The following is a 26,126-nucleotide window of genomic DNA, read 5'->3' as shown; positions in this document are numbered from 1 at the left end:
AGAGTATCATGTCTAAAACTGTATCTAGACGTCAATTTATTAAAACCACAGGGATCGCTTCCGCAGGGGCGGCGCTGGGCACAGCGGCTTTTTCGAAAAAAAGCTACAGCCGCATTCTCGGCGCCAATGACCGGGTCAATTTTGCCATTGCCGGATTGCATGGACGCGGCAATGCACATCTCTCATCCATCGCGGCCCTGCCCAACACGGCGGTCACCCATATTTGCGATGTGGATCAACGCTATTTCGACAGCTTTTCACCCAAAACCGAAAAACTCACCGGCCAAAAACCCAAAGCCGTAATCGATTACCGCGAACTGGTAAAAGATAAGGACATAGACGTGATCACCATTGCCACACCGGAACATTGGCACGCCCCCATGGCCGTCATGGCGCTGCAGGCCGGCAAACATGTGTATGTTGAAAAACCCTGCAGTCACAATCCCGCAGAAGGTGAACTGCTGGTGGCGGCCCGGGACAAATACGGCAAGCTGGTGCAAATGGGCAATCAGCAGCGGTCCTCGGATTTCACCATCAAACTGATCCAGCGCATCCACGAGGGTCTGGTGGGACGTGTCTACATGGGCAAAGCGTGGTACAGCAACAAACGCGGCTCTATCGGCACGGGCAAAGAAATACCGGTACCTGATTTCCTGAACTGGGATTTGTGGCAGGGTCCGGCGCCCCGCCAGGCCTACCGCGACAATGTACATCCCTACAACTGGCACTGGTTCTGGGACTGGGGCACCGGCGAAACCCTGAACAATGCCACCCACGAGGTGGATATATGCCGCTGGGCGCTGCAGGAAACCTGGCCGCTGCGCGTCTCTGCCAGCGGCGGCCGTTACCACTATGACGATGACTGGGAATTTTATGATACACTGGTCACCAGTTTCGAGTACGAAAACAGCCTGATCACCTGGGAAGGCAAAAGCTGTCAGGGCATGCAGTACTTTGATCAGGGACGCGGCGCCAGCATTCACGGTACGGAAGGCACGGTCATCATCGGACGCGGCGGCTACAAGGTGATTGACCGCGACAACCAGGTCATTGAGGATTTTAAACGGGAAGGTGAGAAAGATGCGACATTGAACGTCGTCGGCGCCGGTCCCATGACCACCGAGCATTTTGCCAATCTGATCGACGGAATTAAAAACGGTGCTCCGCTGCGCTCACCGATTGAAGAGGGTAATGTGAGTGTGACTATATTGCAGTTGTCCAATATCGCCTGGAAGCTAAGAGATACACTGCATCTCGATCCTCAAAACGGTCATATCACCCATAATGCCAAAGCCCAGGCGATGCGTCACCGCGAGTATGAACCCGGCTGGGAACCGGAAACCTGGCACGCGTAATCGATTTTCCGAAACAGCAAGATACAATAAAAAGCGCTCCGGTTCGCGGAGCGCTTTTTTTAATTCAAATCCAGCCAATCCATCAAACTTTGCCACGGGCAAAGCCGTTTTCGGTCAAGTAGGTATAGCTTTGCTGGACCATGTCAAAGATATCATATTCCGTATCATCCAGTTCCACAATCATCCATTCGGTTGACCCTTTCCCTGCTTCGGCGACAGCCGGGATATCCACATTGCCTTGCCCGACGGCAACCTGTTTGTGCACAGGTTCGCCGACCGTTGCTTTGCCATCCTTGATATGCAGCAGCGGAGCGCGCTTGCCGAAATCCGCAACCACCTTGGCCGGATCCTGGCCTGCGGTTCGGGTCCAGTATACATCAATTTCAAAAAAGATATCCGGATTTAGATTTTCGAGCAGATAATAGGCCGGATACACCCCGTCGACCTGCTGGAATTCCCACCAGTGATTGTGCATACCGAATTTGAGTCCGTTGTCTTTGGCCCATTGCGATGCCTTGTTGTAGCGTTCCACCGTTTCTTTCATAGCATCCATAGACGCATATAATCCGGACTGCGGCCAGCCGTGCCAGACCAGACGGTCGGATTGATAGGCTTCCGCCATCCGCAGAATCAGGTCTTTCTGATCACCCTCGGGAATTTCCGTATGCATGGCGCAAACCGGCAGTTCAAGAGAGTTCAAAAGATCTCCGGCCTGTTTTAATGTAATTTCTTCGGGGAAAAAGTACGTTTCCACACCGGCATAGCCCATGTCCGCGATTTTGGTCAATGTGCCTTGAAAATCCTCGGCAATCGCGTCCCGCACCGTGTACAGCTGAATGCCCAGAGGCGGAAGTTTTGCTTCAGGTTGCCGGGTGGCACAACGGATTCCACCCAAAGTTAGGGCCGCAGCGGCCCCTGTCGTTTTTAAAAAGGAACGTCTGTCCAGTTGCATGGTTTCACTCCTCTCACGTTTACTTTAGTTTGAATCAATTACTCTTTGCTCAATCTCAACAACACCACATCGTGCGGCGGCACCACACCTGAATACGGAGTGTCGGATGTACCCAGATCTTTGTGTGTCCAGAGATCGCGCACCTTTAAATCACCGGTGATACTGTAATTTTTCCAGCCGAAATCCGGATCCGGGATCCAGCTGCGCTGCAAAGGATACTCCAGCGTCCAGTCGGTCTCGCCGCGGTTCAGAAAGCAATAGGCAAACTCACCGCCCTCCAGCGGTTTCACCCAGACTTCGCGTTCACCATAGTCCACCCATTTCAAAGCGGGGATGCCCGATTTATCCTGATCCAGGGCAATGACTTCCTTGTTGGTCAGAATCTCTGCAACCGTGTCACTCATATCCCGAATGTCATTGCCGGTCATAAGCGGCGCGGAAAGCATGCACCACATGGAAAAATGAGCCCGATTTTCGCTTTCGGTCAATCCACCGTTCCCAACTTCGAGCATATCAGGATCATTCCAGTGTCCCGGCCCCGTATACTGACGAAGCGGAACCTGTTTGTCCAGGATCTGCATCACTCCCAGTCCGCCCCAGTTGTAGACGCAGCTCCAGCAGTCCTGAATATCACCGGTGGTACGCCAGAGATGTCCGACATCCTCAGCCCACAGCCAGGGTTCATTGTCCCCCCATTCGCATATAGAAAACACGATCGGGCGTCCCGCCTCGTACAGCGCGTCCCGCATCAGTGTATAAGACGCCTCGGCATCCTGGGTGCCGGTATTGCACCAGTCGTATTTGAGATAATCCACGCCCCAGGCCGCATAGGTGCGCGCATCGCGGAATTCATAGCCGCGGCTGCCCGGTCGGCCCTGACACGTGGCGGTGCCGGCATCCGAATACAACCCGAATTTCAAACCTTTGGAATGTACATAATCCGCCAACGCTTTCATCCCGGACGGAAAACGCTCCGGATCGACCACGATATTGCCTTCGCTGTCGCGATCCACCTGCCAGCAGTCGTCGATCACCACATACTCGTATCCGGCGTCTTTCATGCCGGTCTCCACCATAGCATCCGCCACCTGCTTGATCAGCTCTTCGCTCACATCGCAGGCGAATTTGTTCCAGCTGTTCCAGCCCATCGGCGGAGTCTGCGCCAGATTCTCAAACTTTTGAGCCGGAGCGCTGCTGACCATCAAAAGACAAGCCAGCAGCCCGCAAAGCATTTGTTTCATACTATATCCTCGGTCGTTTCAATAAAAAAAGCCGCCGGCGTCACAGGACAACCGGAGGCGTCACCTTATTTGATAAATGTGACTTTTGTAAAAGCCATTTGACGGTCAGCATTGACCTGAATAAAATATTGTCCGCTGCTCACAGCAAAATCAGCAAAATTAATCCGGCGGGTTATGTTGCCGGCCTGTTGATAGCCGTCCTGCAAATCTGCAACCAGACGACCGGTCACGTCATAGATTGATATTTGAACCTCGGCAGGCTGCCCTAAACGGTATTCCAGCGTCACAGCCGGATTGAAGGGATTGGGATACGAATTCAGTTTAAAAGTTGTTGCCAATTGTACATCCGATTCCACAGCCGAGGGGGATTGCAGCATTTTGACCAGCTCGATACCGTCGCCGGTGCCCAGATTGCGCGAATACTGCATGTCTTCAGAATTGTTCCAATGCTCATGCACACCCAAACTGGTAATTGGCGTGCCGTCATTCTCCGGATCATAGACAATAGCGTCCGGCCAGTAGGATGAATCGGCTGCCTGCTGCAGGTAATCATCGGTGGCCGGCATTTGCACATGCGTTTCATAGGGATGGGTAAAAATGGTATATTCGGCCCTGAGAAAATCATAACCAACGGATTCGATCGCCACAGGATCCTGGGAGAAAAACAGCGAGGAACTCCAGTCTCCGTTGAACGGCGCCATTTTCCACTTACTCGGCTGTGTGACTTCCATGCCCGCGGACCACAGGGCATCCATCAGGTAAAAGAGATTCTTTTTGCCCAGCAGTTCATGTCCCAACAGGTCAACCTGAACCCGGTACACGCCATACTCGAAGCGGTTGTCTTCCTCTTCACCTTTAACCGGATCAACCAGTCCCGGATGCAGATGTTGAGCGCTTTCACGCGTGTGAGATCCAAAATGATTTTTGGCAAACATGGTCGCGCCAGCATGTTTATGTCCTTTGAGCGTCGGAATATTGATCAGATACTCACAATCCATAAAGACCTGATACAGATGATCCGTTCCGGCAGGTATGACCGTTCCGCGGTCGGAATAATCGATAACCGCGCTGTCGCAGGGTGTGACCTGCTCACGGCCTGCGCCGCCCGCATTGTAATTCATATAATGAACATCGGGAAATTCGCTGTTCCACAGTTCAAAACGGTGCTTGTAGATATTGCGGATCGGATCTCCAATATAGATATCAGACTGCGCAACACCCACCACATTCACAAGTTGACGCAAAACAGACAGCACCAACTGCGGAGACGTTTCGGAAATGCCGTACCAGTCGTTTTCAGCTACCGTGTAATTCTCGGTAATATTGCCCAGGGTTGACCAAACCCCCAGCCGCTTGTTGAATTCACCTTGATAAAGATCTTTTCACCGGGCTGATATCCGACCCCGCCTTTTTCACGCTGCACATTGTGATATTTGAACAGAGTGTCCCAGGCCGCAGAATCGGTTTCCAGTTCCGTAAAACCCTGCAGCACATTGGAGAACATCTGATCAATAACGGCCTGATCGTTATTTTTATTCAAAAACCAGCCGTCGTCACCGCTGCTGGGCACCCCGCTGCCGTCGTGGGTGTTGGTGCAGTTTTCGTTGGTCGCATCGGGATTAAAGACCCAGACCACACGTCCGGGGAATATACCTTTGGCTTCACCAAGCGGCTGATTCGCCGGCTGCTGGATGGTTGCAAAAGCGGCATAACCCGGTTCACTGGATCCGCTGATCGCCAAAAACAATCCCATCGAAGCGCCAACCACCAGCAATGCGATCAACGGCAGATTAAAGGTTCTGCGGCGGAACTGATCGCCCAGTTTTTTGATGGAAAAAACAGAGGTCAACAGTCCGGCCAGAAACACAAAAAAGGATGATGACAGCGGTATGGCCACTTTCATACAGGGATAAGTGAGGCGATTGGGTTTGGGCAAAAGCCGTATCACGATCCAGCCCGTCGCCAAAAGACCCAATATCGGAAGGAACAGAAACGAATACCATGATTTTAACTGGATACCGGTAATCTTGCCGGTTTTCTCACAATGCCGAAAAAGTTTTCTTTTCATAAAACGAACCATAGCGCTCTCCTTGTTAAGTGTTCACACAATATACAATTTTCGAAAACGGGATACAACTATATTTTCTCCAAGCTCTTCCCTCTCTTTTCGAAAACAGGATTATCATTGATTGTTTCTCAGACAAACCGCAAACCAGCCTGATTCATCCGGCGTGCGCAATTCAACAGATCGGGTATCTGGTACAGACTCTTGAGAAACCTGTGTCGCGTTTTTGACACTGATCCATTTGATGGTGAATCGTGATTGCGTTTCACAGGTCAACTCGATGTTTCCACCTGCCGGGAAATAGACAACATACCATTCACCGGGACGTCCGGTGACATAAGCTTCATCCGCTTGCCGGTGCCTGAGACGCTGCATCTGCGGTGTACCGTTGCAAAATTTGACATCTTGTTCGACCAGACGAACCGCGCGCAGAGCAGATGTGGCCAATGCCGATAAACCATTGCCGGAAGGTGGACGATGAAACCGCGCTGAGGCGCAGCCCGCCACAATATCACGGCAAAACTTTTCCACACCATCCCGAGCCGAACCGAATATATCGCGTTCCTGAGGTCCACCGTAGACTTTGGTATTGTTGACCGGGCGTATCACCGACTGCTCGCGCTGCTCAAGAATCCAGCGCAACGAATCCCAGTGCGTCTGATTCAAATTGCGACTGTTGATCTGGGAAATATCCAGAAATGAATAAAGGTCTGCGTTCGTAAGCATATGCTGCAGTTCGGGACTGGATTGTGGCCGGAAAAATCCGTCAAACATATCAGTACAATAGACAGTTACTGCCGCCGAGTCCGCTTTTTCCTGAATAAAGCGGATCCAGGTTTTACCCCACTCGGCCGGGTATTGGTCTCGTTATTCATGCAGTACAGCACGTTGCCGTGCTGCAGCGAAATAGACAGCATTTTAGCCACCCGTCGTTCCTGAATCTGTCGCACCCTATCCAGTTCAGTCACATAGCGCGGCATACCCGGGATGCTGTGAAAAAACGGCTGCAGATCCTTGTACGGATGCTCGGGATACTCGGCAGCCAGTCCGCTTTTGTTCGCATTGTAGTTGATATTGTTTTCCGGATGAAACGGATTTTTCAGCCAGGAATCCCGGGAATAATCAAACCGGTCCCAGACTTCAATCTGAACAATAATATCGCGCGCCTCGGCGGCGTTTAAAAGCTCCGCAAACCGGGTCCAATAGACGTCATTCCAGCGATCCAGATCGTATAATCCGTCCGCGCGCTGATAAAACGGCCACAGGTCACCGGAATCGCGCGAACTCATGGTGTTGCGGATCACATTGCCGCCGGCGGCGGCCAGACTGTCCAGCTGAGTGATCATATCCTCCGACTGGAACAGATTGTCATTATCGGACGCGCCCAAAAGCAGTACAGGTTCCCCCTTGTACTGCCAGTAACGCGGATTCTCCGGCCACGGCCGGATGCCCTTGTCAACCGGCTGTGGGCTGCAGGTGAGAAACAAGATCGATATCGCCCATAGTATCATTGTTTTCATACAGACCTCGGCATTTATTCAGATTTCTAAAACCAGTCCGCATGGCGCGCCAGGATCAATGAATCGGTATCCTGTATCACGCCGACGCGTTCGGCCCATGCGAAATAGCGCTGTTTCAAAGAATTCACCACATCCGGATACTCGGCGGCACGGTCATGGCATTCCGTGCCGTCAGCTTGCATATCATAAAGCTCCCAGACGTTTCGATCCCTGTGATACCCGTTTTCCCGCAGCGCTTCAGCCAGGGTGATACAGTTTGATTTGATATATCCCTGACAAGCCGGAATTTCACTGCTGTCCGGATACATCAGCCCTTCGGTCATCCGTCCCATACCCGCCTGGTGCGGATGCACACCGGTGAGCAGGGGCGCAGCGGGAACTATTGTAAAAACGGGTCATCAGCAGGCCTTCTTTTGCCAGACGGTCGATATGGGGCATTTCGATTTCTCCGCCCGTGCAGCCCGGATCTGAATAGCCCATATCATCCGCCATGATCAGCAAAATATTGGGGCGCGATTGTTTCGGGCGCTTTAGGGTACAACCCGCTGAAAGCAACGCCGACGCTGTCACAGAATGTTTTAAAAACGTTCGCCGGTTCATCATTGCTCTTTGAAATACAGATTAGACGGACTCAACGGCAGGTTTTCTCCGTTGTTTGTAAGCGTACCCACCTCGAGCACCTGCCCGTATTGGGCGTCAAAAAATTCCACGCACAGATCATGGCGTCCGGCAGTCAGATACACGCGACCGGTTTTCGTCACCGTGCCGTGCACGCCGTCATTCATGACTATCGTTTTCCCGTTGATGATCAGGTGCGAACCGTCATCACTGGATGTATAAAATGTCAGTGTGTCATCATGAGCGATAGTCAACTCACCGGTAAACCGCAAGGCATACTGATCGTCGCGATGCGCAACAGCATCAGGGCCGATCTCCTGCACTCGTTCTGTCCGCAGCGGGTTCAGCCCTGCAAAATCCGGCAACTGCACCCAGGGCCCGCCCGCATAGTATTCGCACATCAAACCGTTCACCGCCGGATCGATCTTGTGAAACAGTGCGCGTATTGTATTGCTGAAACTGCCGTCCGGGAAACGCAATCGCGCTTTCAGCACCGCCGAATCTGTGAGGCGTACCGTCTCACTGTAAACCGGCGAATCCACATCCGGCTTTTCCCCATCAAGCGTATAATGTACCTGCGCTCCCAGGGTTTTCAGGGGATTGACCAGGGTCACGCTGGTATCGCTTTTGAACAACACGCGTTCCGGCAGTCCGCCGGGCACCGGACGCCGAAAATTAACACCCTGGCCGGACAGCGCCAGCAGTCTCCGGGCCATGCGCGGATAAAAATGATCATAGGATTTCGAATCCGGCTGCGTCCACAACGCTTCAGAAAGCGCCAAAAGACGCGGAAACAGCATGTACTCCAGCCTCGCCGTATCCGGGATATGCTCGGTCCACAAACAGCCCTGGCCGCCGAGAATGTGGTCTTGGGCGTCTCCGGACAATTCCGCCGGTATCGGGTCGAACCCGTATACCGTCTTTACATCAAGCGCCGGCCGCGATCCAAAAGGCTCAAACTGCGGATCACCCTGCACCCGGTTCAGATAGACAAACTGCGACGGCGCCATCACCACATCATGTCCGGCGCGCGCCGCTTGCAGTCCGCCTGCAAAGCCGCGCCATGACATGACCGCAGCGCCGGGCGCCAGTCCGCCTTGCAGAATTTCATCCCAGCCGATCATGCGGCGGCCGCGGGAGTTGACAAATTTCTGAATACGCCTGATAAACCAGCTTTGCAGCTCGTGGACGTTATCAAGACCTTTTTCCTGCATGCGTTTTTGACACTTGCGACAGTGTTCCCAGGGGCTTTTTTTGGCCTCATCGCCGCCGATATGAATAAATTCCGAGGGAAACAGATTTATCACCTCGTCCAGAACCGTTTCGAGAAATTCGAACGTTTGTTCATTTCCGGCACAAAACGGATCGCTGAACTCAAACACCACACTGTCCGGTTTAACCCAGGGTTCACCGGAACAGGAAAGTTCCGGATAGGCGTAAAGCGCAGCCCAGGAATGTCCGGGCATTTCAATTTCCGGCACAATGGTGACACCACGCTGCTGTGCATAGTCGACGATCTCGCGCACCTCCTCCTGCGTATAGAATCCACCATAACGGGGCTCGCCCGGCTCTGCCGCTTCGATTTCGTAATTCCAGTCTTGCTGTCCTGTGCCCTTGCGCCAGGCCGCTACTTTGGTGAGTTTGGGATACGCATTGATTTCGATGCGCCAGCCCTGGTCATCCGTGAGATGCCAGTGAAAAACATTCATCTTGTGTTGAACAAGAAAATCGATATAGTCCTTTATATAGTCAGCCGGATAAAAATGCCGCGACACGTCCAGATGCATGCCGCGCCACTCAAAACGCGGCGCATCCGTTATAATCATAGCGCGGAGCTCAACGGGGTCATTCGGATGCTGCAGCTGCCGATCCGTAATAAGCTGCAGCAGGGTCTGCATCCCGTAAATCATTCCGGATCGGTCTTTTGCGCTCAACACCATGCCGTCCGGTTCGATTACCAGTTTGTAACTGCCGATCTTCTCAAATGCGGCATCTTTCGAGAGCATCAGGTCCGGAGACGCATTCGTGCAAAGCAGTTTTAATCCGGCGCATTCACGAAACGCATCAATCAGATACGGATTTAGTGACATGTCGGATTTCACAGTCATGCTGTCCTGGACAACATATGAACCCTTTTGTTCATGGACAGTCTGCGGCCGGGGAATGACGGGAATCTCTGCATACCCCATGCCGACGAAAAGCATTAAAAGTAATGAGATCATTCTCATATTACACCTTGAGGAATAGTTTTAATTGATACAATGCATACAGAAACAGCCAGCCCACAAGAACATACGTAACAGCGGCAATCAGCGGCTCGGCCGCGCCGGCCAGTGACATCACACCGCCGAACACATACTCCGATGTGGCTCCAAAGTCGATGAATCCGCCGTGACACATATAAATGGTAATCGGATTCAATCCAATGACCACAAACGGAAACGCCCATTTTTTCATTCCACGCACATCGATCACATAGTAAAACACGGCCAGCAGAATCAGCGACAGTCCGCCGGCCACCAGAACGAATGAACTGGTCCACAAATTCTTGTTCACCGGGAACACCAGGCCCCACAATGCGCCGAGTCCCATAGACAACGCACCGGCTGTTAAAATCGCCGCGGCCTTGCGCGCCGGTGTCCAGAATTCCGACACATAACGCAGAAATCGCCCGGTGAACACACCCATGAGCGCAGTAGCGACCGCCGGGATGGTGGACAAAATGCCTTCCGGATCGTGAACCGTTTTATATAAAACACCCGGCAGCAGCATGCGGTCCACATACCCGACCAGACTGCCCTGCATACTCAAATCTCCGGCTCCGAATCCCGGCACCGGAATCAGCATCAGGGCCGCCCAGTACAGCAGCAGAATGGCGACGAACCAGATAATCTGTCCGCGCAAAGAGGTGTGATAGTAAATCAAGGCGGCAAACAGCCAGCCCAGGCCGATACGTCCCAGAACACTGGCATAGCGCATGGATTCAAAATTAAACTGCAGCAGACCATTGTAAATAAATCCGAACAGCACCAAAAGTCCGGCACGAATAAAAATGTGTTTATAAATCTGTTTCCAGGTCTGCCCGTTCTCAACGCGTTTGGCAAAGGAAAACGGCATACTGACACCGGCGATGAACAAAAACAGGGGGAAAATATTGTCGAAAAACCGGAATCCATCCCATTCCGCATGATGCAGTTGATGCGCAAACCAGTTCAGCACGCCCCAATCCGTGAGATTGGCCAGTGCAATAAAAACAGACGCACCGCCGACGATCCAGAACATATCGAATCCGCGCAGCGCATCCAGTGATGTCAAACGTTTTTGTGGTTCACCCATGATGTTCCTCATTCTTAGCATTGCGATGTTTGTTCAAGCAGTTGTATCAAATCCTGTCATCTGTTGCATTTATCACTCAAACATTCCGGTCATCCTGAGCGAATCACCGGCAGACAGCGATAAAGAAGCAAATTGTATTCCGGTTTCCGTTTTATGAAACTCAACAGGCTGTCCATTCAGAGCAACCGCGTCAATACTGCTGAATGGCAATTGCAGCTCGCGCAAGTCCAATATCCCATGCTGTAGACTCAGCACCGCATTGCGGCTGCCAAGCATCATACTGCCCCAACCACCGGCGCATGACCAGAAACAATGAAAGGGCCGCGCTGCAAGTCGCGGATGAAATGTTAGACGTGACTGGACCGCATCGTATTGATAGCCGGACAGCGCTGTCAACAGCGCCCAGGCAGACAGAGAACGCGCGTAATAGCGCCCAGACTCGATCTCAGCAAATGGATCACGATTGTAACCGCGGTAGCGTCCGCGTACGGCATCCACCAGCTGCAGACCTTTTTCCACCTCGCCCGCATAGATCAGAGATGCGGCCACCTGATATTCGATGCCGCTCCAGACTTCATCCGCGTAAGGGAATGGGATATCCGGCCGGTTTCCCTTTGGCCAGGAACAGATGGTCAATCCGGATTCTTTATTCAGGGCATAGACCCGTTGTACATTTTCAAAATGGGTGAACGTTTCCTGAAAATTATAGGTATAAATGCTGTTCAATGCAGTCCGCACGTTCAGCGAGTCGGTCAACATACCAAGACCGGTAATATAGGCCAGATACTGACCCAAAAGCTGATCGGACAAACAGCCGTCTCCATATTGATACTTGATCCCGGCGCCTCCCGGCGCATCTTGCGGATTCCGGTATTTTTCGGGCACCGTCACACCGTCGATGACTTCCACCCGCTGGATATAGTACTCGCCATTCCACAGCAGAGAATCGCAAAGCGCACGTCCGTTTTCATACAAACTCTGATACTCGCGCGCCGTTTCCGGTTCATTCAGATACTCCGTTATCTCGGCACAGGCTTTGAGTGCGCCGAGATACAGGGAACTGGTCATCATGTTCATGCCGAAAAAATTACAGTCATAGGTATTGTGCTGATCGCCGCGCAGTACGCCCTGCTTGTATGGGTCCCAGGGTACGGGACAGTTTTTCATCCAGGGATACGTATGCACGAGCTCGCCTACACCCTTCCAGGCAAATTCCAGACTGCCTTGACCTGTGGCCAAAGAGCACGCAGCCAGTCATCATCGCCGCAGTATTTCCAATCGCGGTATACCCGCATAATATTGCCCATTTGACCGTCAGCGGCCACATTTTTGAAATAATAATTGCCGACGGGAAACGGCGTGCGAAAACACTGATAACCGTTCTTAAAGGTCGCGTACTCGAAAGCGGTCTCGCGCATATTCCGTTCAAGCTGCGGAAACAGAAACGCCATGGTCTGGGCGTAATTCCACACATGTGTACAGTTACCGGGACAGCTGCCAAAATCATTGCCCAGCCCTTCAAATGCATGCACATGTCCCTCGGATGAGCGAGTGAGCATATGCGTTTTGAGAGGAACCATGCTTGCAGTTAGGGCATCAATCACCGTTTCCGGCAATGAAGAAGAATAGAGGGCCTCCTGAAAAGCGCGAGTTTTCTTAAATAAATTGTGTTCATGCTCAATCATATAATCCGCTACAGCGCGCGCATTTTTGAAACGGTCAGCATAATGATTCCGAATCGGCCGTTCGGCTTCAGGATTGCCGAAACTCATGGAGGCTTCCGGCATGCGGTACGGCACATACCAGGTGAGTATAAACGGAATCATACACGTCTCACCGGGTTTTAGGGTTCGATGAACCAGCAGGGATGCCACATCCGGATTCCGGGATTTGTTCGGTGCGGCATCATGTCTCGGTACCAATCGACCGTCATCTCTGAAATCCGACCAAAAGAGATGCGCATTGTCCCACCAGCTGCCTCGGTACCATCGGGTTTGTAAATCAGTCTGTTCTTCGGTGGTAAACATCATAATTTCCCCATAACCCGGCCTCGTAGAATCGATCTGTGTGCGCATATGCACGCCGCTGTACTGGTCCGTTTCCACAACACGATTGATTACCGGATAATTGGGTCGATCCGCACGGCGGTTTTGATGTTTCAGCACATTCCCCAGATTAAAGCACAGGGATATCTTTACCGGTTGATCAGAAGGATTGACCAGGGTCCATTTAAACACAGCAGCAGGCAGACTGCTGTGTTTCACATTCAGGGGAATAAACGGATTGTAGGCAGTCAGGTTTACATGGATCGGTACCTTTGCATCGCGAAAACAAAAGTTTGTAACGGGAAAGGTACCGGAACAGACGGTTTCGGCAAATCTCGGACAGCCGGACAGAGATTGCCGGGGAACCCCGAATGGATTGGGAAAATCATTGAAAAGCCGCCGTTCACAGATGCGCAGCACAGTCGACTCACCCCGTTTCTGCGCCCGCAGAGCGAAAAACGTCATCACCGGCGGCAGCTCGTCGCGCTGCGGTGTATTGAAGAACTGCAATTCCCGGATGTTACCGCGTCCGCCCAACAGAACATTGCCGGTGCCGATTCCGCCCACCGGGATATGCAGATGGCGCAGACTGTCGCCGCTGTAGGAAACCGAAAGACAGGATTCCGCAGTAATGAATAACAGCATTGGAAAAAACATATAAAATATTGCTGTTTTTTTCATACAGACTCCAAAGCTAAAGGTCAAAGGTCTGAACGTGTTAGAGTTAAGCGGTCAACGTTACTATCATTTCATTCCTGTTCATTCGGGGCGGCGATCAAGCATTCTTTGGCAGTGCGGCCTGCCAGCCGTTTGTTTGCAGCTTTTGCATGTGCTGCACAACATCCGGATATTTCGATGCAATATTGTTCGGACACTTTGCGTCCTGAACGCGATCATAGAGCTCAACCCGGCCGTCCGGCAAGGAAATAAACGTATGTGTTTGGGTTTTGATGCACTCGACGTCCGGATAATAAGCGCGCACACTGAATACGGCCTGTTTCCAGTCGCGGTTTGGCTGTTCCAACAGACCTCGCAGGCTGTATCCTTGCAGCTGCTGCGGCGGCCCGGGTAAAGCGCACAAATCGATCAGAGTCGGATACAAATCGACAAGTCCGGCCGCACGCTGACCATTGGCCGGATTGCCGGGCACGCGGATGAGCGGAGGCACCTGCGTTTCGCGATCGGCATTATTGCCTTTGCCCCAATGGCCGCGTTCACCCAGGCTGTACCCGTGATCCATGGCGCCGACAAGGATGATGGTATGATCGTAAAGATCGATCTGCCCGGCCGCATCAAGGAGTTCACCAATCAACCGGTCCACATCAGTGATATCCGCATAATACCGTCGGATCAGCTTTTTTAATTCGAGATCGGACAGCGTTTTATCTTTGTAGGTATGCCCTGTTCCCGGGGGCTCTACGTCCTCGAGATCATACAGATCAAGGGACTGCTGACTCGGGGTCCAGGGATCATGCGTCTGCTTGTATCCGATAGCCAGAAAAAACGGCCGGTCCTGCAAAGCGGCCAGAGGCTTTGCATTCTCCGTTACCCCCCATTCTTCTTCGAATCGCACCCAGGCCTCATCCATCCCTCCGCAGCGTGGATCCGAGATCTTGCCCACACACAAGGTATAATACCCGTTTTCGCGGAAATGCCGCGGCAGCGACACCGCATCCGGCAGCATGCTTTGCCAGTTGTCATCAATTTTGACCATGCCGCTGGTTTGCGGACGCACACCGGTGAGGATACTGGTGCGGGACGGTGTGCACAGAGCCACCTGACAGTGACAGTCCTCCAATAACACAGATTTCGTTGCAAACGCATCAATGTGCGGTGAGCGTACCACCGGATGCCCGTAGCAGCCCAGCCGCGGACTCTGATCTTCCATACAGATATACAGCACGTTTAACGGTTTTTTCGTATATTCTCCGCAACGCAGGCTGAGCGCTGCTGCAGCGGCGCCCGCTGCTGTATGTTTCAAAAATGCCCGTCTGTTCATGATTCCTTTAAGATTTTTTTATTACGGAATTTATACAATACGTGCCACTTGAAATCCCATCAAATCGCCGAGATCGCGCACTGCTTCCACATAATCACCGTAAACCATCGCCAGGTGATGGCCGTAATTCTGCGATTCCCGCCAGAATTCGTAGGCGTTGGGGATTGCAATATCCACATTCTGCGAGCATCCGTATCCGGTCATACCGCCGCCTCCGGTGATCTCACCGCGGGTCATCAGCATGCTCTTACCCTGGGGATCAAATCGTCCCAATGTCACATACTTTCCAATATCTTTTGTAAAGTCATGCCGCAGGGTAACGCCGAACTTTGAATGGGTGAAACTGTGAATGGAATAGGGTGATTTTCCCGAGTCCAGTCCCATCATCTTTAACGATGCCACGGAATGGTGCAGATTCAGCATATTGGTCTCAAAATCAAAATTCGGATTTCCCATATAGACCGCTTTGCGCGACAGGTACAGCTGCATCATCATAGCCATCAGAGCATTGATATCCCCTTCACAGGCAGCCGGGATACCGCTGTCTTTGAGCAGCGCATTGTTCAGACAGGGCGTGAACCGGCGTTTCCAGGGTTCCAATGTGCTGCACAGCTCGAAACACTCGATGGTAAAGGCATTGGACCCGGTGGCCTGCAGGCGATCCAGGGATGTATAATAAAACATCAAGGAATCCTCGACGGCCTCCAGATCCATATTGCTGTCCTGTGCGCCATTCAGTAACTCCTGTGCCGCTTTCTTGACCTGTTTCCGCACCCGTTTATCACGTTTCAATTCATCCATGCGCCCGAAAAACGCCTGATAATCCATGTACTCGTGATCCATGCCGTATCTTTCATTCAGGGGCTCCAGATCAATCATGCCGCTGTTTACGCCATAGACCATTTTATCCGGTAGATTGGTTATATTCAATAGTTTGGTGTGCGCCACTGCTTTTTTCACCGCAAACAGCCGCAGCTTTATAAACAGTTCATCCCAGTTATGCGCCTGATAGCTGCTGATTCCCTTCATCCGGATGCGCGGCACCATATCCACTCCCCAGCCCTGTTCCTGCAAAATAATGACCGGCTTTTTAAAGGCTTCCGCAATCCATACACCTTCCGGGGGATGCGTCACCACATAGACATCGCTTTCATCAGCATCCTCCCGCACGATATTCAGTTGTTCCTCCGGAAGCGTGATCTCCGGCTTTCCCTTTTCCACCCAGGCGTACATGGTGACCGGTGTGAGAAAATTAAAATCGGCCGGTATCTGCATATTTGCAAGTTTTTGTTTAAACTCCTGCAGCATCTGGTTCAGACGCTGTTTTTCCGCTTCCGGAGTTAAAAATTCTTTACTGCCCCATCGACAGGAGCCTTCCCAGAACGCTTCATGAACAATACCGGTATTGACAAATTTGACATTCAGTTGCGTATTCAAGGCGCCTGGCACATTGATATCAAAGGCTTTGGCAAATTCGGGCGCGATCATTATACCTCCTATCCCTGCTGAGCAGATTACTAAAAATTCTCTTCTGTCCATATGCACCTCCCGTAACAGGTGTTTTATTCCTGAAAGGGGGGTACAAGGGTGCCGAATATACCCTGCAATCGGGATGGCGCCTCTCCGGACCAAAACTCGAGGCGAAATGATCCGTTTGTTGATTTTAGAGTTTCTGCAGCAATCTGTACACGGGGTTTTTTGAACTTGGTACCCGGGGATGCCACGCGCGTATTATGGGTCAGTAAAATACGACCCTCGTCGTTTGCCGTCCAGGCCACTGGATCATCATCACACAGCAGGGCCGCGCCGCTTTTCCCGGACAACACCGCGGCTGCGTCCACGTGCATGCGGTTTCCGGTGAAAAATCGGTTGTCGGGCGTGATACAGAACACGCCCCGGCGGTTCAGCGCCTGCTTGCGCGGAAACGACGCAAACGGTCCCCCGCCCAGCCACTGTACGCAAGCCTCCGGGGCCGAGACGGTAAATACCGGTCCCAGTTCCAGCAATTGCCCCTTACAATCCATGAGCGTGATTTCATAGTCGACATTCACAGATCCCGAGTCCGGACGCATGAACAGGGTCAACTGCAGGCGCTGTTCCGGAAAACCGGGACGCGCATATTCCTGGCTGAGAATATAACGCGAATCAACGATCCGGCATTCTCCTTGTATCGGTTGGTTCAGTATGGCCGGTTCCCACAGGTCCTGAACCTGGCGGCGTTCCGCCATGGTCGGTTTGCGTCCGACGCGCAGATCTGGTCCCTGCAGGGTCAAACCAGAGTTCAGGTTCACGCGAAACGTCCCGTCCGGCGACAGGATCAAATCTCCATCATCAAACCGCAGTTGACGCGGCTCGTTTATAATCTCCCCGGCGCCGTCCGGGACGTCTACCCGCGGTAAAAGTCCGGCCGTCAGCCGCCGCCGCGGCCCCATCAGCTGCACGCTGTGCTCATAAACGCATCGATTTTCCGCATCTGTTGCCTGAATCTTGAGAATCAGTTCCTGATCCAGATCGGTTTCCTGAACAGTGACCGGCACCTCCAGGACCCTCGTTTGATGCGGCGCCAGGTTCACAGGCAGCGAAAAAGCAGCCTGTTTGCGGGTATTGACCTCAAGTTGAAAAATGAAGGCGAGGCCGCTCAAATCAGTAAAATCATAGCGGTTCATCACCGTCAGCGGCAGTTTCTGCAGTCCCGCCCGCACCGGCAGCCGTGTCTCTTCAATCACAACCGGACTGTAAACAGTTTTCACCTGATAATAATCAGTCTGCGGCCGGCGGTCGGCCAGAACAATGCCGTCCGTGCCGTACTGTCCGTGACTGTCCAGAATGGTATTTTCATCCAGGTAAATGTCTGCGGAAAGATTGTCCGATTGGAATCGCAACTCGTTGATATCCTTGTATGAATCGATGACCCCGCGGCCGTTGATCCGGCGCCGCAACCCCTGATCCGACCACACCCAGATAAAACAGCCGGCCAGGTTATCGTAAGACTGAATCGCCTCCCATTTGGGTTTGAAATTACCGAACGCCTGATCCAAAGAATGATTCAGTTCAGTAAACACCACCGGATGACCGCTCATAGGATGTTCACCCAGCTCGCGGATTTTTTCCACGCTATCGTAATGCGGCGCGAAAATATCAATAAACGCATCCAGTCCGCCCAGATCGCGTTTAATCCACGGCGCGGCGTTGTGCGGATACAGGATCGGTCGTCCGGGATCCAGCAGTTTGACCACCTGCGCCGCTTTTGTGACATAACGGGTGGCCGGGTGCTCGTTGCCCACACTCCAGATAATCACGGACGGGTGATTTTTGTCGCGGTCCAAAGTGTGCTGTACACGTTCGAGCAGAAACGGCAGCGACTGCGGCTGATACAGCAGTTCATCGCCGAATCCGAACGGCACTTCGTCGATCACATACAGTCCGTATTCATCGCACAATTCGATGAACCGCGGATGCGGCGGATAATGCGAGGTGCGCACCGCATTGATATTGGCGGCTTTCATGAGCTCGATATCCTGACGCCAGTGCCGCTCGCGCAGCGCACGACCCGCCTCCGGATGAATTTCATGCCGACAAACGCCGCGCAGTTTGACCGGCTGGCCATTGATTTTCAGCACGTGCCCGTCAATACTCACCTCGCGGATGCCCACGTTCTGATGCAACGTCTGCAAAGCATCGCCGTCCCGCACAAGCGTCAACTGCAGATCGTATAAATTCGGCGTCTCCGCGGTCCAGAACTTTGCCCCGGCCACATCAAGTTCAAAACTCAGAGATTTGGATAGATAAGCTTTGTGTTTTCGAGTCACCGGCAGTTCCTGCTCAGCAACCACCCTGTTATCCCGGCTCAGACGAGCTATTGCGGTGACCTCAGCGGCGCTGTCCGTGTATGAATGCACCAGCACATCCGCAGTCACAGCTGCGGGTGTCCCGGTTTCAATTTCGGTATTCACGGTTACGTCTTCGATAAACGTATCCGGACAGCCGTACAGATACACATCGCGGAAAATCCCGGACAACGCCCAGGCATCGTTGCAGTCAAATCCGACCTGCGCGTGATCACGGTATACGATCACAGTCAGGGTATTCAGACTGTCCCGTTTGACCAGATGAGAGATATCAAATTCAGAGCGGTTGAATGCACTGCGGAATGCTCCGGCGCGTTTCTGATTGACCCAGACGTCAAATCCGAATGACACGCCTTCAAAGAACAGAATCACCCGGCGGTCCTGCGGAAAATCGGCTTGAAACGTACGTTGATACAAACCGGCCAGCGAATCCGTCGGGAATCCGTACTGCGGTTCTTCAAACCCCGCTGTCTCCCAGTTGCCCGGCACCGTGATCTCTGACCATTCAAATCCGCTTGAATTGACCACGGTGTATGGATCATCAGTCAGTTGCGGTGTTTTTTCAATCAGGCTGAACGACCAGGTGCCGTTCAAATCACGAATCCAGTCGGAATCCTGTTCCGGCACCACCGCGCCCGCTGCCGCGGCGATAGCGAATATGACTATACATAATCTCAAACGTTTCATCACAGTTCCCTCGTCATTTTAACCGGAAATCCGGCAACATCAATTTTTATCCCATCGGCTTGACGCGATTGACAATCTACAACCGAGACAAACCATTTTGATTCAAACAGCTTTCATGCAACCGTACGCTCTTGCCCTTGATCTCGGATCCTGTGAGAAAATTGCGGTTCAAATCAATATAAAACCGAATTTTGAGTAGAATCAGAATGGTACATAACAGTCGTATTTAAATATAACAAATGAATATATTTAATCAATGGATTTTTTGTATGCCGGAAAGAAAAGACAATAGTTTACATTCTAAAGGGGGTGCGGAATAACTACAAGCAGGGAATTATAAGAATTCAATTCAGCGCCCATGCCCGCCTGCGATTTCCGTTAAACGTTATGATTGTGTGATCGCATTCAAATCTGCTTCCACTTTATCCAATACTTTTTTATACCCCTCCACGGACAGGGTTCGTCCTTCGTATTGAATGTTTAACAACCGGCTGGTCACTCGTTGTGTTCCGGAGATTCGTGACAGTTGCAAATGATCCGGATCAGAAAGCCCGATACCGTTATACACATGCAGGGTATTGTCTTTAATCTCCGCTATAACCTGACTCCGGCTCACAACAATAGCTGTTGAGGCAAGCATGTAAACCAGCACCTGGACAAGCAGAGACAGGCTCAAGGTTCGTTCCATCAGCAACCGGACCAGAGGAATGGAACTGAAAACAAGAATGATATACCAGTTTTCCCGCGGTGAAAGCTTGTATTTTTTCTGCATGGTTACCCCTTTTAAAAAAAGCACTGAAAATATTACAATGATCTCTTTAAATTATTAAAAAAGCGTCGAGATATCAAGCTTTAAATTAAAAAGATTCACAACAGGCTGTTCCCCTTTAATACAAAACCGTGCCGACACACAAGATCGCCCCGGATATCCATCCGGGGTGGACAATGAACCGGGACATCTGTCCCGCAGGCGGCACGGACGAGCCGCAGCATCAGAGCCGGTGTGACCGCACGGCTGTCATAAAACCGAGACCATCACTCAAACACAAGCCGATATGGCCAAATCCTGCTCACAGGCCCAGGGGGCCGGAGACCGATGTCTCCACTCAGCACCCGCCCGGGATCGAACTCCCGGGCAATCGGAGTAGAGCGCCTGCTCATTCTCAAAAAGATCGCCCCGGATATCCATCCAGGGTGGACAATGAACCGGGACATCCGTCCCAATAGCAGCACGGACGAGCCGCAGCATCAGAGCCAGCGTTGCAGCAGGATTGTCATAAAACCGAACCCACAATTTAAAGATAGGCCGATATGGCTCAATCCTGCTCCCACGCCGAGGGGGCCGGAGACCGATGTCTCCACACAACGCACGCCCGGGATCGAACTCCCGGGCGATCGAATACGGATGTCGCTACCCGCAATGACTATCGAGAGCGACCAGATACAGGATCATCACAAGGCCCCGCCTCGCGGCACAACCTCGTTGCAACATTTCATATTGCCACGCCCGTGCTCACGAAATTGCGTTTCGCGTCCGGCCTGAGCATAAATTCCGTCAACAATCATAGTTGCGTGACAGCATTCAAATCTGCTTCCAGTACGTACTATAGTATGTACTGCAGTACGTACTGTTAGTTTTATGTATTCCCCCTTTTCTTTGTATGGGTACCCGCATGCTGAAAACAGCATTCCCGGCACAGCTTGCGTTCAAACAGGAGCATCCGGTTCACACCTTGTCCGGCATCACAAACGGCTTCCGATAGCTGCCGTTGACCAGCCTGTTGGCCCAGTATTCGGCATCATAAATTTCCCGCGATACAAATCGTTCCGTTTCCGGATTTAGCGTCAAGTTCGGACCCAGAACCGGCCGGCTTTTTTCCGGATCCACCCAGTTGGCAAACAGGTGCTCCTCAAAGCGGCGGAATGTGTCATTGACAAATTTGTTGCCAATCGACTCCTGAATCACTTGGGGGGTACTGTGATGACCGATGCGGTGCGAAATATTAGCAATGTGACTCAGAGCGGAAGACAGGTGTCCTTCTCTGATCGGCGCCTTCAAATCACCGGTTTTGCGCGACCGCATCGCATCGATGAAATTCTGCGGATGTCCGCCGCCGCCCGCGCTGGAAAACTGCTGAATGCGGTTGCCGTCATTGTCATACATCCATCCGCCGCCCCCGCCGCCGGCAAAATAACCCTCCTGGCATTTGACGACAATTCCGATGCGTACGCCTTTGTAATTGTCCATATAGTCTGCATCTTTGCGCACCGGTAATCCGCGCACCTCAAAAATGATCGGCGCCGGTTGGTAATCAAACACGGCAATCTGGCTATTGGGCGTTTCTCCGTCGTCTCTATATCCGAAACGTCCGCCGATACTGAACACCTGTTCCGGCAATTTATCGTATCCCAGCACCCAGCGGCACATGTCCATTTCATGCACACCCTGGTTGCCGATATCGCCGTTGCCGGTATCCCACTGCCAGTGCCAGTCATAATGCAGCTGTTCGCGCCGCAGCGGTTTTAGCGGCGCCGGACCGGTCCACAGATCATAATCAATCTGTTCGGGAATCGGCTGCGGACCGTCGACCCTTCCGATGCTTTTGCGCGGTTTATAGCACAGACCGTGCGCCAGCAAAATCTTTCCCAGCTGCCCGCTTTGCAGATAATCAAACGCCTGATACAGCGCCTCATCCGAACGGCTCTGGGTTCCGGCCTGGACAATGCGTTTGTATTTTTGCGCCGCTTTGACGATTTGACCGCCTTCCCATACATTATGAGACACCGGCTTTTCCACGTACACATCCTTGCCGGCCTGACAGGCCCACACCGCCATCAATGAATGCCAGTGATTCGGGGTGGCAATCACCACGGCATCGATATGTTTATCATCCAACAGCTCCCGGACATCTGTATACGCCTTGACTTTATTTTTTTCCTGCATCTCCTTCACACGCTGATCCAGGATATCCGAATCTACATCACATAAAGCTGTGACTTGAACGCCGGGAATCTCACTGAACAGCTGCATATGATGGTTGCCTTTGCCGCGCAATCCGATCACCCCGACATTGATTCGGTCATTGGCGCCCCATACCTTTGCCGAGGGCAGCATCAATCCCGCACTGCCCCAGGCCATTGTTTTTAAGAATTCGCGTTTTGTCATGTTCAGTTCCATACAAACCTCGTTTAAAATCCACTTTATATAATCATATAAATATAAGAAAATTCTGAACAATTTTACAGCTAAAAAGCAGTTAATCCGAACTGAACCGGTGTAATTAATGTATTGATTCATCAAATAAATTGCAACGGATAAAAAATAGTGTTTACCACTTTACTTTTATACAAATTTTACATCGTTTCAGACATCCACGCAATTGTGAAAGGCAGACACGTATGCGATACTTTCTGTTAGGCTGCGCTGTTCTATTTCTGTGCGGATCACTGCACACGGCGGAAATCCCGACCCTGGGCGCACAGATCTGGATTGAACCCGGTCAGACCCAAGGCGATATCGACCAATGGTTCAAAACCCTTTCCGATCTGCACATGTTCATCACCCGCCTGTTTATCATGTGGGATGTGCTTGAACCGGCACCGGATCACTGGGATTTCAGCCTTTACGATCAAGCCTTTAAAGCGGCGGCCACATACAATATCAAAATCGTCGCCAGTCTTGCCCCCACGCACGCACCGGTGTTTCGCGGCGGTGTTCCGGCCACCCAGCACGATGAGATGCCGGGAACTCGCGCGATGCTGGACCAGCAAAAGCTCTATAGCTCTCAAGTTGTAAAACGCTATCAGGGTCACCCAGCCCTTTACGCCTGGATGCAGCAAAACGAACCGGGCCGGCCTCACAATACCGGACCTGGGACGATACACCGTTATCGCAAATGGCTGCAGGACAAATACAAATCCATTGATTCGCTGAATGCAGTCTGGCGCCACGATTACCGTTCTTTTCAGAATATCAACTATAATCCCGACTGGGAACGTTACGGCTGGATGGACCCGGATCCCTGGTACGACTGGCGCGAATTCGGCCAGGAGCACCTCACCTGGTATATGCAGTGGATCGCGGATGAGATCCGCAAACACGATCCCGACACGCCGCTGCACCTGAATCCACATGGTCTTGTAGGCAATCTGATTTTCTCCAATTATGAACTGCACACCTGGCGGGATATGCTGCACTCCCTCGGCGCGTCTATTCACGTGGCCTGGCATTTCGGCATGCTGAAGCGCATTCAATATACGATGGGCGTTTCCTATGTCTGCGACCTGATCCGCGGCGCCAGTGAACCCAACCCGTTCTGGGTAACGGAACTGCAGGGCGGCAACAATATCTACTCTGCCGTCCGGCTGCTGAACTGGCGCGCGCAGGGCAAAAGCCGGCGAATGGAACATGCTCGATTATCAGGGACAAGCGACAGCGCGTCTTACCCAGGCATCGAAAATCGCCCGCATCCTCGAGGAAAACCGGACATTTTTTCAGGATGCACAGCCGCTGCTGTCCCGTTTTCTCAGCCGCTACATTGAGCCCTATTGTAATGATATTCCGATGCTGGCGTCCCCTGTTGAAAACATGACCCTGCGCTGGCTGCAGGCGAATGACACGCTTTGGATGATCGCCGTCAACCGCAATCCGGAACCCCGGATACCGGATCTGCACGTCCCAAAGGGCTTGCCGGTGATTAAATTCGGTAATACGAACCTAAAATATCCGATACAGCTCCGGCCCAATTCAACACTGGTTCTGGAATGGAATCAATAATGCAAAGAGGAAAGACATGAAATACATCCACGTTTTGATCGCTGCCGCCCTCCTGTTCGCCTGTACGCAGAGGCAAACACTGCAGAGCATCACTGATTTTTCCGCGCTTCTCGCGCCGGAGCCCAAGGACGGCGGATTCAGAATGCAGGATTACTGGGTATGGAGCGCCCCCTGCATCGAGACGACGGACTTTTACCTGTACGCTTCACACTGGCCGAAATCCGTACCTTTTATGCAGGGATATGTGTTCTATTCCGAGATCGTGCGCGCGGTCAGCAAAGAACCCGCCGGTCCGTATGAATTCCGGGATATTGCCCTGCCGGTGCGCGGCCGGGAGTTCTGGGGCGGCCGCAGCTGCTGATCGGGAATGGCCTGCGGCACTATCTGTTTGCCGCGACCGCAGACGGTCCCGGCGGATTCCGAAATGCGGACCATACATGAAATATGGTGATACCGTTGAACTGGGAAAATCAATAGAAATATCAACTCACAGGAATTAACATGCGATACGTTATATCAGTATTATTCATTCTTTTACTGACAGGCTGCGCAGCACAACGGCATTTTGAACGCGCCTCACAGGAACATACGATTGCGGCCTACCGGACGTTTATTAAAAAACATCCGGACAGCAAATACACACCGGCCGCCCGGGAGAAACTCAAAGGCCTGCTGGAACCCCAGGCCTGGGCTGCCGTCTGTGAAAACAACACAATAGAACACTATGAAAAATTCCTGCATTATTTTCCGGACAGCCGCTATGCAGCGCTTGCCGGGGATAAAGTGCAGCAACTGCGGCAGGAGCAGGCCTGGCAGCAGGTCAGAGAGGCAGACCGCATCACAGATTACCGCGAGTTTATCAACACCTATCCCGCTTCACCGTATCTTAAACAAGCGAAAGAAAGACTTTTTAAACTCTCGGAACAGCAGGACTGGAAATCCGCGACAGCTGCTCACACAGCGGAAGCATATGAACGCTTTATCCAAAGACATCCAAACAGCTCATACAGCAAAGCGGCGCGGCAACGGCTCGCACATGTCAAGGGTGAACAGTCCGCATGGCAGAACGCGACACATGAAAATACGTTTCTTGCCTATCTTGAATTTATCAGAGCTTATCCCTATTCTCCCCATGCCAGAATCGCAAAACAGAACATGAATGCCCTCGACCAGACGTATTGGCAGCAGGCGCAGCAACGCAACTCTGCCGCGGCCTATCACAACTATCTGGATACCTGTCCGGGTGGAAAATATGCCGGAATAGCAGAACAGAAACTCATAGACCTGGAAGTGGATGAAATATTCCGGGGTGAGCATGGTGACCTGCCGCTCATGCGCAAAACGTCATCCGGCGACAATCGCAACATCAACGAACTGGAAATTAAAAACAGCACACAATATACGCTCACCGTCCGTTACAGCGGGCCTCAGAGTAAAAAGCTCGTCATCAGCAGCGGCGGCACGCGTACAATTTCACTGAGTAGCGGCTGGTACCGGATCGCCGCGTCTGTGGATGCCATCGGCATTCAAAATTACGCAGGCGAGCAGAACCTGACGGGCGGCACCTATGCCTCGGAATTTTATATCAGAACCTCTTATTATTGAAATCGGGTATTTAAACACCCAACGATCACCTCTTTTTCACTTTGTTTTTCGCTACATTCTTTTTATCTTTTAAAAAAG

The 26,126-nt window shown here is 52.0% G+C and carries 22 protein-coding genes; 5 read left to right on the top strand and 17 right to left on the bottom strand.

What is annotated here, in order from left to right; translation table 11 throughout:
* Window positions 1-8: 8 nt before the first annotated feature.
* Window positions 9-1,355: a Gfo/Idh/MocA family oxidoreductase gene (locus U5R06_09390; GenBank protein ID MDZ7722996.1), complete on the top strand. Its 1,347-nt coding sequence runs from the start codon at window positions 9-11 to the stop codon at window positions 1,353-1,355.
* 82 nt (window positions 1,356-1,437) lie between these two features.
* Here the strand turns inward: U5R06_09390 and U5R06_09385 are convergent, their stop codons facing one another.
* The 17 genes from U5R06_09385 to U5R06_09305 all read right to left on the bottom strand — a co-directional run bounded on the left by U5R06_09385 (window position 1,438) and on the right by U5R06_09305 (window position 22,832).
* Window positions 1,438-2,307, bottom strand: a complete 870-nt coding sequence (locus U5R06_09385; GenBank protein MDZ7722995.1) for a TIM barrel protein — start codon at window positions 2,305-2,307, stop codon at window positions 1,438-1,440.
* A gap of 38 nt (window positions 2,308-2,345) precedes the next feature.
* Complete coding sequence (locus U5R06_09380) at window positions 2,346-3,548, bottom strand: glycoside hydrolase family 27 protein (protein ID MDZ7722994.1); 1,203 nt, start codon at window positions 3,546-3,548, stop codon at window positions 2,346-2,348.
* Between the two features lie 65 nt (window positions 3,549-3,613).
* Window positions 3,614-4,792, bottom strand: coding sequence for a DUF362 domain-containing protein (locus U5R06_09375; GenBank protein ID MDZ7722993.1), 1,179 nt, complete (start codon window positions 4,790-4,792; stop codon window positions 3,614-3,616).
* Window positions 4,793-4,848: 56 nt separating this feature from the next.
* Window positions 4,849-5,616: a hypothetical protein gene (locus U5R06_09370; GenBank protein MDZ7722992.1), complete on the bottom strand. Its 768-nt coding sequence runs from the start codon at window positions 5,614-5,616 to the stop codon at window positions 4,849-4,851.
* 114 nt (window positions 5,617-5,730) lie between these two features.
* Window positions 5,731-6,387 (bottom strand): hypothetical protein, encoded by a 657-nt coding sequence (locus U5R06_09365; GenBank protein MDZ7722991.1) that lies wholly within the window; start codon window positions 6,385-6,387, stop codon window positions 5,731-5,733.
* Window positions 6,388-6,404: 17 nt separating this feature from the next.
* Complete coding sequence (locus U5R06_09360; GenBank protein ID MDZ7722990.1) at window positions 6,405-7,133, bottom strand: hypothetical protein; 729 nt, start codon at window positions 7,131-7,133, stop codon at window positions 6,405-6,407.
* Between the two features lie 26 nt (window positions 7,134-7,159).
* On the bottom strand, window positions 7,160-7,465 hold the full coding sequence (locus tag U5R06_09355) for a hypothetical protein (protein MDZ7722989.1): 306 nt from the start codon (window positions 7,463-7,465) through the stop codon (window positions 7,160-7,162).
* Window positions 7,422-7,736, bottom strand: coding sequence for a sulfatase-like hydrolase/transferase (locus U5R06_09350; GenBank protein MDZ7722988.1), 315 nt, complete (start codon window positions 7,734-7,736; stop codon window positions 7,422-7,424). Before U5R06_09350 ends, U5R06_09355 begins: the two co-directional genes overlap by 44 nt.
* Window positions 7,733-9,979 carry a family 20 glycosylhydrolase gene (locus U5R06_09345; GenBank protein MDZ7722987.1) on the bottom strand — a complete coding sequence of 749 codons (2,247 nt, stop codon included), beginning with the start codon at window positions 9,977-9,979 and terminating at the stop codon, window positions 7,733-7,735. The genes U5R06_09350 and U5R06_09345 overlap by 4 nt, the downstream gene beginning before the upstream one ends.
* Before the next feature lies 1 nt (window position 9,980).
* A complete protein-coding gene (locus U5R06_09340) occupies window positions 9,981-11,087 on the bottom strand; it encodes a DUF5009 domain-containing protein (protein MDZ7722986.1) in 1,107 nt (368 codons plus the stop codon).
* Between the two features lie 72 nt (window positions 11,088-11,159).
* The gene (locus U5R06_09335; GenBank protein MDZ7722985.1) at window positions 11,160-12,326 is read right to left on the bottom strand and encodes a GH116 family glycosyl hydrolase; all 1,167 of its coding nucleotides are present in this window, start codon (window positions 12,324-12,326) and stop codon (window positions 11,160-11,162) included.
* Window positions 12,281-13,813 carry a GH116 family glycosyl-hydrolase gene (locus U5R06_09330; GenBank protein ID MDZ7722984.1) on the bottom strand — a complete coding sequence of 511 codons (1,533 nt, stop codon included), beginning with the start codon at window positions 13,811-13,813 and terminating at the stop codon, window positions 12,281-12,283. Before U5R06_09330 ends, U5R06_09335 begins: the two co-directional genes overlap by 46 nt.
* 94 nt (window positions 13,814-13,907) lie before the next feature.
* Window positions 13,908-15,131 (bottom strand): sulfatase-like hydrolase/transferase, encoded by a 1,224-nt coding sequence (locus U5R06_09325; GenBank protein MDZ7722983.1) that lies wholly within the window; start codon window positions 15,129-15,131, stop codon window positions 13,908-13,910.
* 30 nt (window positions 15,132-15,161) lie between these two features.
* Window positions 15,162-16,619, bottom strand: a complete 1,458-nt coding sequence (locus tag U5R06_09320) for a hypothetical protein (protein ID MDZ7722982.1) — start codon at window positions 16,617-16,619, stop codon at window positions 15,162-15,164.
* Between the two features lie 74 nt (window positions 16,620-16,693).
* Entirely contained in the window at window positions 16,694-19,666 is a 2,973-nt protein-coding gene (locus U5R06_09315) for a glycoside hydrolase family 2 TIM barrel-domain containing protein (protein MDZ7722981.1), read from the bottom strand.
* A 385-nt stretch (window positions 19,667-20,051) separates the two neighbouring features.
* Window positions 20,052-20,438, bottom strand: a complete 387-nt coding sequence (locus U5R06_09310) for a hypothetical protein (protein ID MDZ7722980.1) — start codon at window positions 20,436-20,438, stop codon at window positions 20,052-20,054.
* A gap of 954 nt (window positions 20,439-21,392) precedes the next feature.
* A complete protein-coding gene (locus tag U5R06_09305) occupies window positions 21,393-22,832 on the bottom strand; it encodes a Gfo/Idh/MocA family oxidoreductase (GenBank protein ID MDZ7722979.1) in 1,440 nt (479 codons plus the stop codon).
* 233 nt (window positions 22,833-23,065) lie between these two features.
* Between U5R06_09305 and U5R06_09300 the strand changes: the two genes are divergently transcribed.
* From U5R06_09300 to U5R06_09285, 4 genes are all read left to right on the top strand, one after another.
* Window positions 23,066-24,208, top strand: coding sequence for a beta-galactosidase (locus U5R06_09300; GenBank protein MDZ7722978.1), 1,143 nt, complete (start codon window positions 23,066-23,068; stop codon window positions 24,206-24,208).
* A 22-nt stretch (window positions 24,209-24,230) separates the two neighbouring features.
* Window positions 24,231-24,443 (top strand): hypothetical protein, encoded by a 213-nt coding sequence (locus U5R06_09295; protein MDZ7722977.1) that lies wholly within the window; start codon window positions 24,231-24,233, stop codon window positions 24,441-24,443.
* A gap of 16 nt (window positions 24,444-24,459) precedes the next feature.
* Entirely contained in the window at window positions 24,460-24,804 is a 345-nt protein-coding gene (locus U5R06_09290) for a hypothetical protein (protein ID MDZ7722976.1), read from the top strand.
* A gap of 140 nt (window positions 24,805-24,944) precedes the next feature.
* Entirely contained in the window at window positions 24,945-26,048 is a 1,104-nt protein-coding gene (locus U5R06_09285) for a hypothetical protein (protein ID MDZ7722975.1), read from the top strand.
* Window positions 26,049-26,126 lie beyond the last annotated feature (78 nt).

This window comes from candidate division KSB1 bacterium, from assembly GCA_034521575.1.
Taxonomy (GTDB): Bacteria; Zhuqueibacterota; Zhuqueibacteria; order Residuimicrobiales; family Krinioviventaceae; genus JAXHMJ01.
Note: the sequence above shows the minus strand (reverse complement) of the source record. Positions and strands in the feature narration are given on the sequence as shown.

Bases quoted from the DNA above. Each gene is read 5' to 3' on its own strand.
- U5R06_09390 (MDZ7722996.1), top strand. From the start codon at position 9: ATGTCTAAAACTGTATCTAGACGTCAATTTATTAAAACCACAGGGATC.
- U5R06_09385 (MDZ7722995.1), bottom strand. From the start codon at position 2,307: ATGCAACTGGACAGACGTTCCTTTTTAAAAACGACAGGGGCCGCTGCG.
- U5R06_09380 (MDZ7722994.1), bottom strand. From the start codon at position 3,548: ATGAAACAAATGCTTTGCGGGCTGCTGGCTTGTCTTTTGATGGTCAGC.
- U5R06_09370 (MDZ7722992.1), bottom strand. From the start codon at position 5,616: ATGAAAAGAAAACTTTTTCGGCATTGTGAGAAAACCGGCAAGATTACC.
- U5R06_09365 (MDZ7722991.1), bottom strand. From the start codon at position 6,387: ATGTTTGACGGATTTTTCCGGCCACAATCCAGTCCCGAACTGCAGCAT.
- U5R06_09360 (MDZ7722990.1), bottom strand. From the start codon at position 7,133: ATGAAAACAATGATACTATGGGCGATATCGATCTTGTTTCTCACCTGC.
- U5R06_09355 (MDZ7722989.1), bottom strand. From the start codon at position 7,465: ATGGGACGGATGACCGAAGGGCTGATGTATCCGGACAGCAGTGAAATT.
- U5R06_09350 (MDZ7722988.1), bottom strand. From the start codon at position 7,736: ATGATGAACCGGCGAACGTTTTTAAAACATTCTGTGACAGCGTCGGCG.
- U5R06_09345 (MDZ7722987.1), bottom strand. From the start codon at position 9,979: ATGAGAATGATCTCATTACTTTTAATGCTTTTCGTCGGCATGGGGTAT.
- U5R06_09340 (MDZ7722986.1), bottom strand. From the start codon at position 11,087: ATGGGTGAACCACAAAAACGTTTGACATCACTGGATGCGCTGCGCGGA.
- U5R06_09330 (MDZ7722984.1), bottom strand. From the start codon at position 13,813: ATGAAAAAAACAGCAATATTTTATATGTTTTTTCCAATGCTGTTATTC.
- U5R06_09325 (MDZ7722983.1), bottom strand. From the start codon at position 15,131: ATGAACAGACGGGCATTTTTGAAACATACAGCAGCGGGCGCCGCTGCA.
- U5R06_09320 (MDZ7722982.1), bottom strand. From the start codon at position 16,619: ATGATCGCGCCCGAATTTGCCAAAGCCTTTGATATCAATGTGCCAGGC.
- U5R06_09315 (MDZ7722981.1), bottom strand. From the start codon at position 19,666: ATGAAACGTTTGAGATTATGTATAGTCATATTCGCTATCGCCGCGGCA.
- U5R06_09310 (MDZ7722980.1), bottom strand. From the start codon at position 20,438: ATGCAGAAAAAATACAAGCTTTCACCGCGGGAAAACTGGTATATCATT.
- U5R06_09305 (MDZ7722979.1), bottom strand. From the start codon at position 22,832: ATGACAAAACGCGAATTCTTAAAAACAATGGCCTGGGGCAGTGCGGGA.
- U5R06_09300 (MDZ7722978.1), top strand. From the start codon at position 23,066: ATGCGATACTTTCTGTTAGGCTGCGCTGTTCTATTTCTGTGCGGATCA.
- U5R06_09295 (MDZ7722977.1), top strand. From the start codon at position 24,231: ATGCTGGCGTCCCCTGTTGAAAACATGACCCTGCGCTGGCTGCAGGCG.
- U5R06_09290 (MDZ7722976.1), top strand. From the start codon at position 24,460: ATGAAATACATCCACGTTTTGATCGCTGCCGCCCTCCTGTTCGCCTGT.
- U5R06_09285 (MDZ7722975.1), top strand. From the start codon at position 24,945: ATGCGATACGTTATATCAGTATTATTCATTCTTTTACTGACAGGCTGC.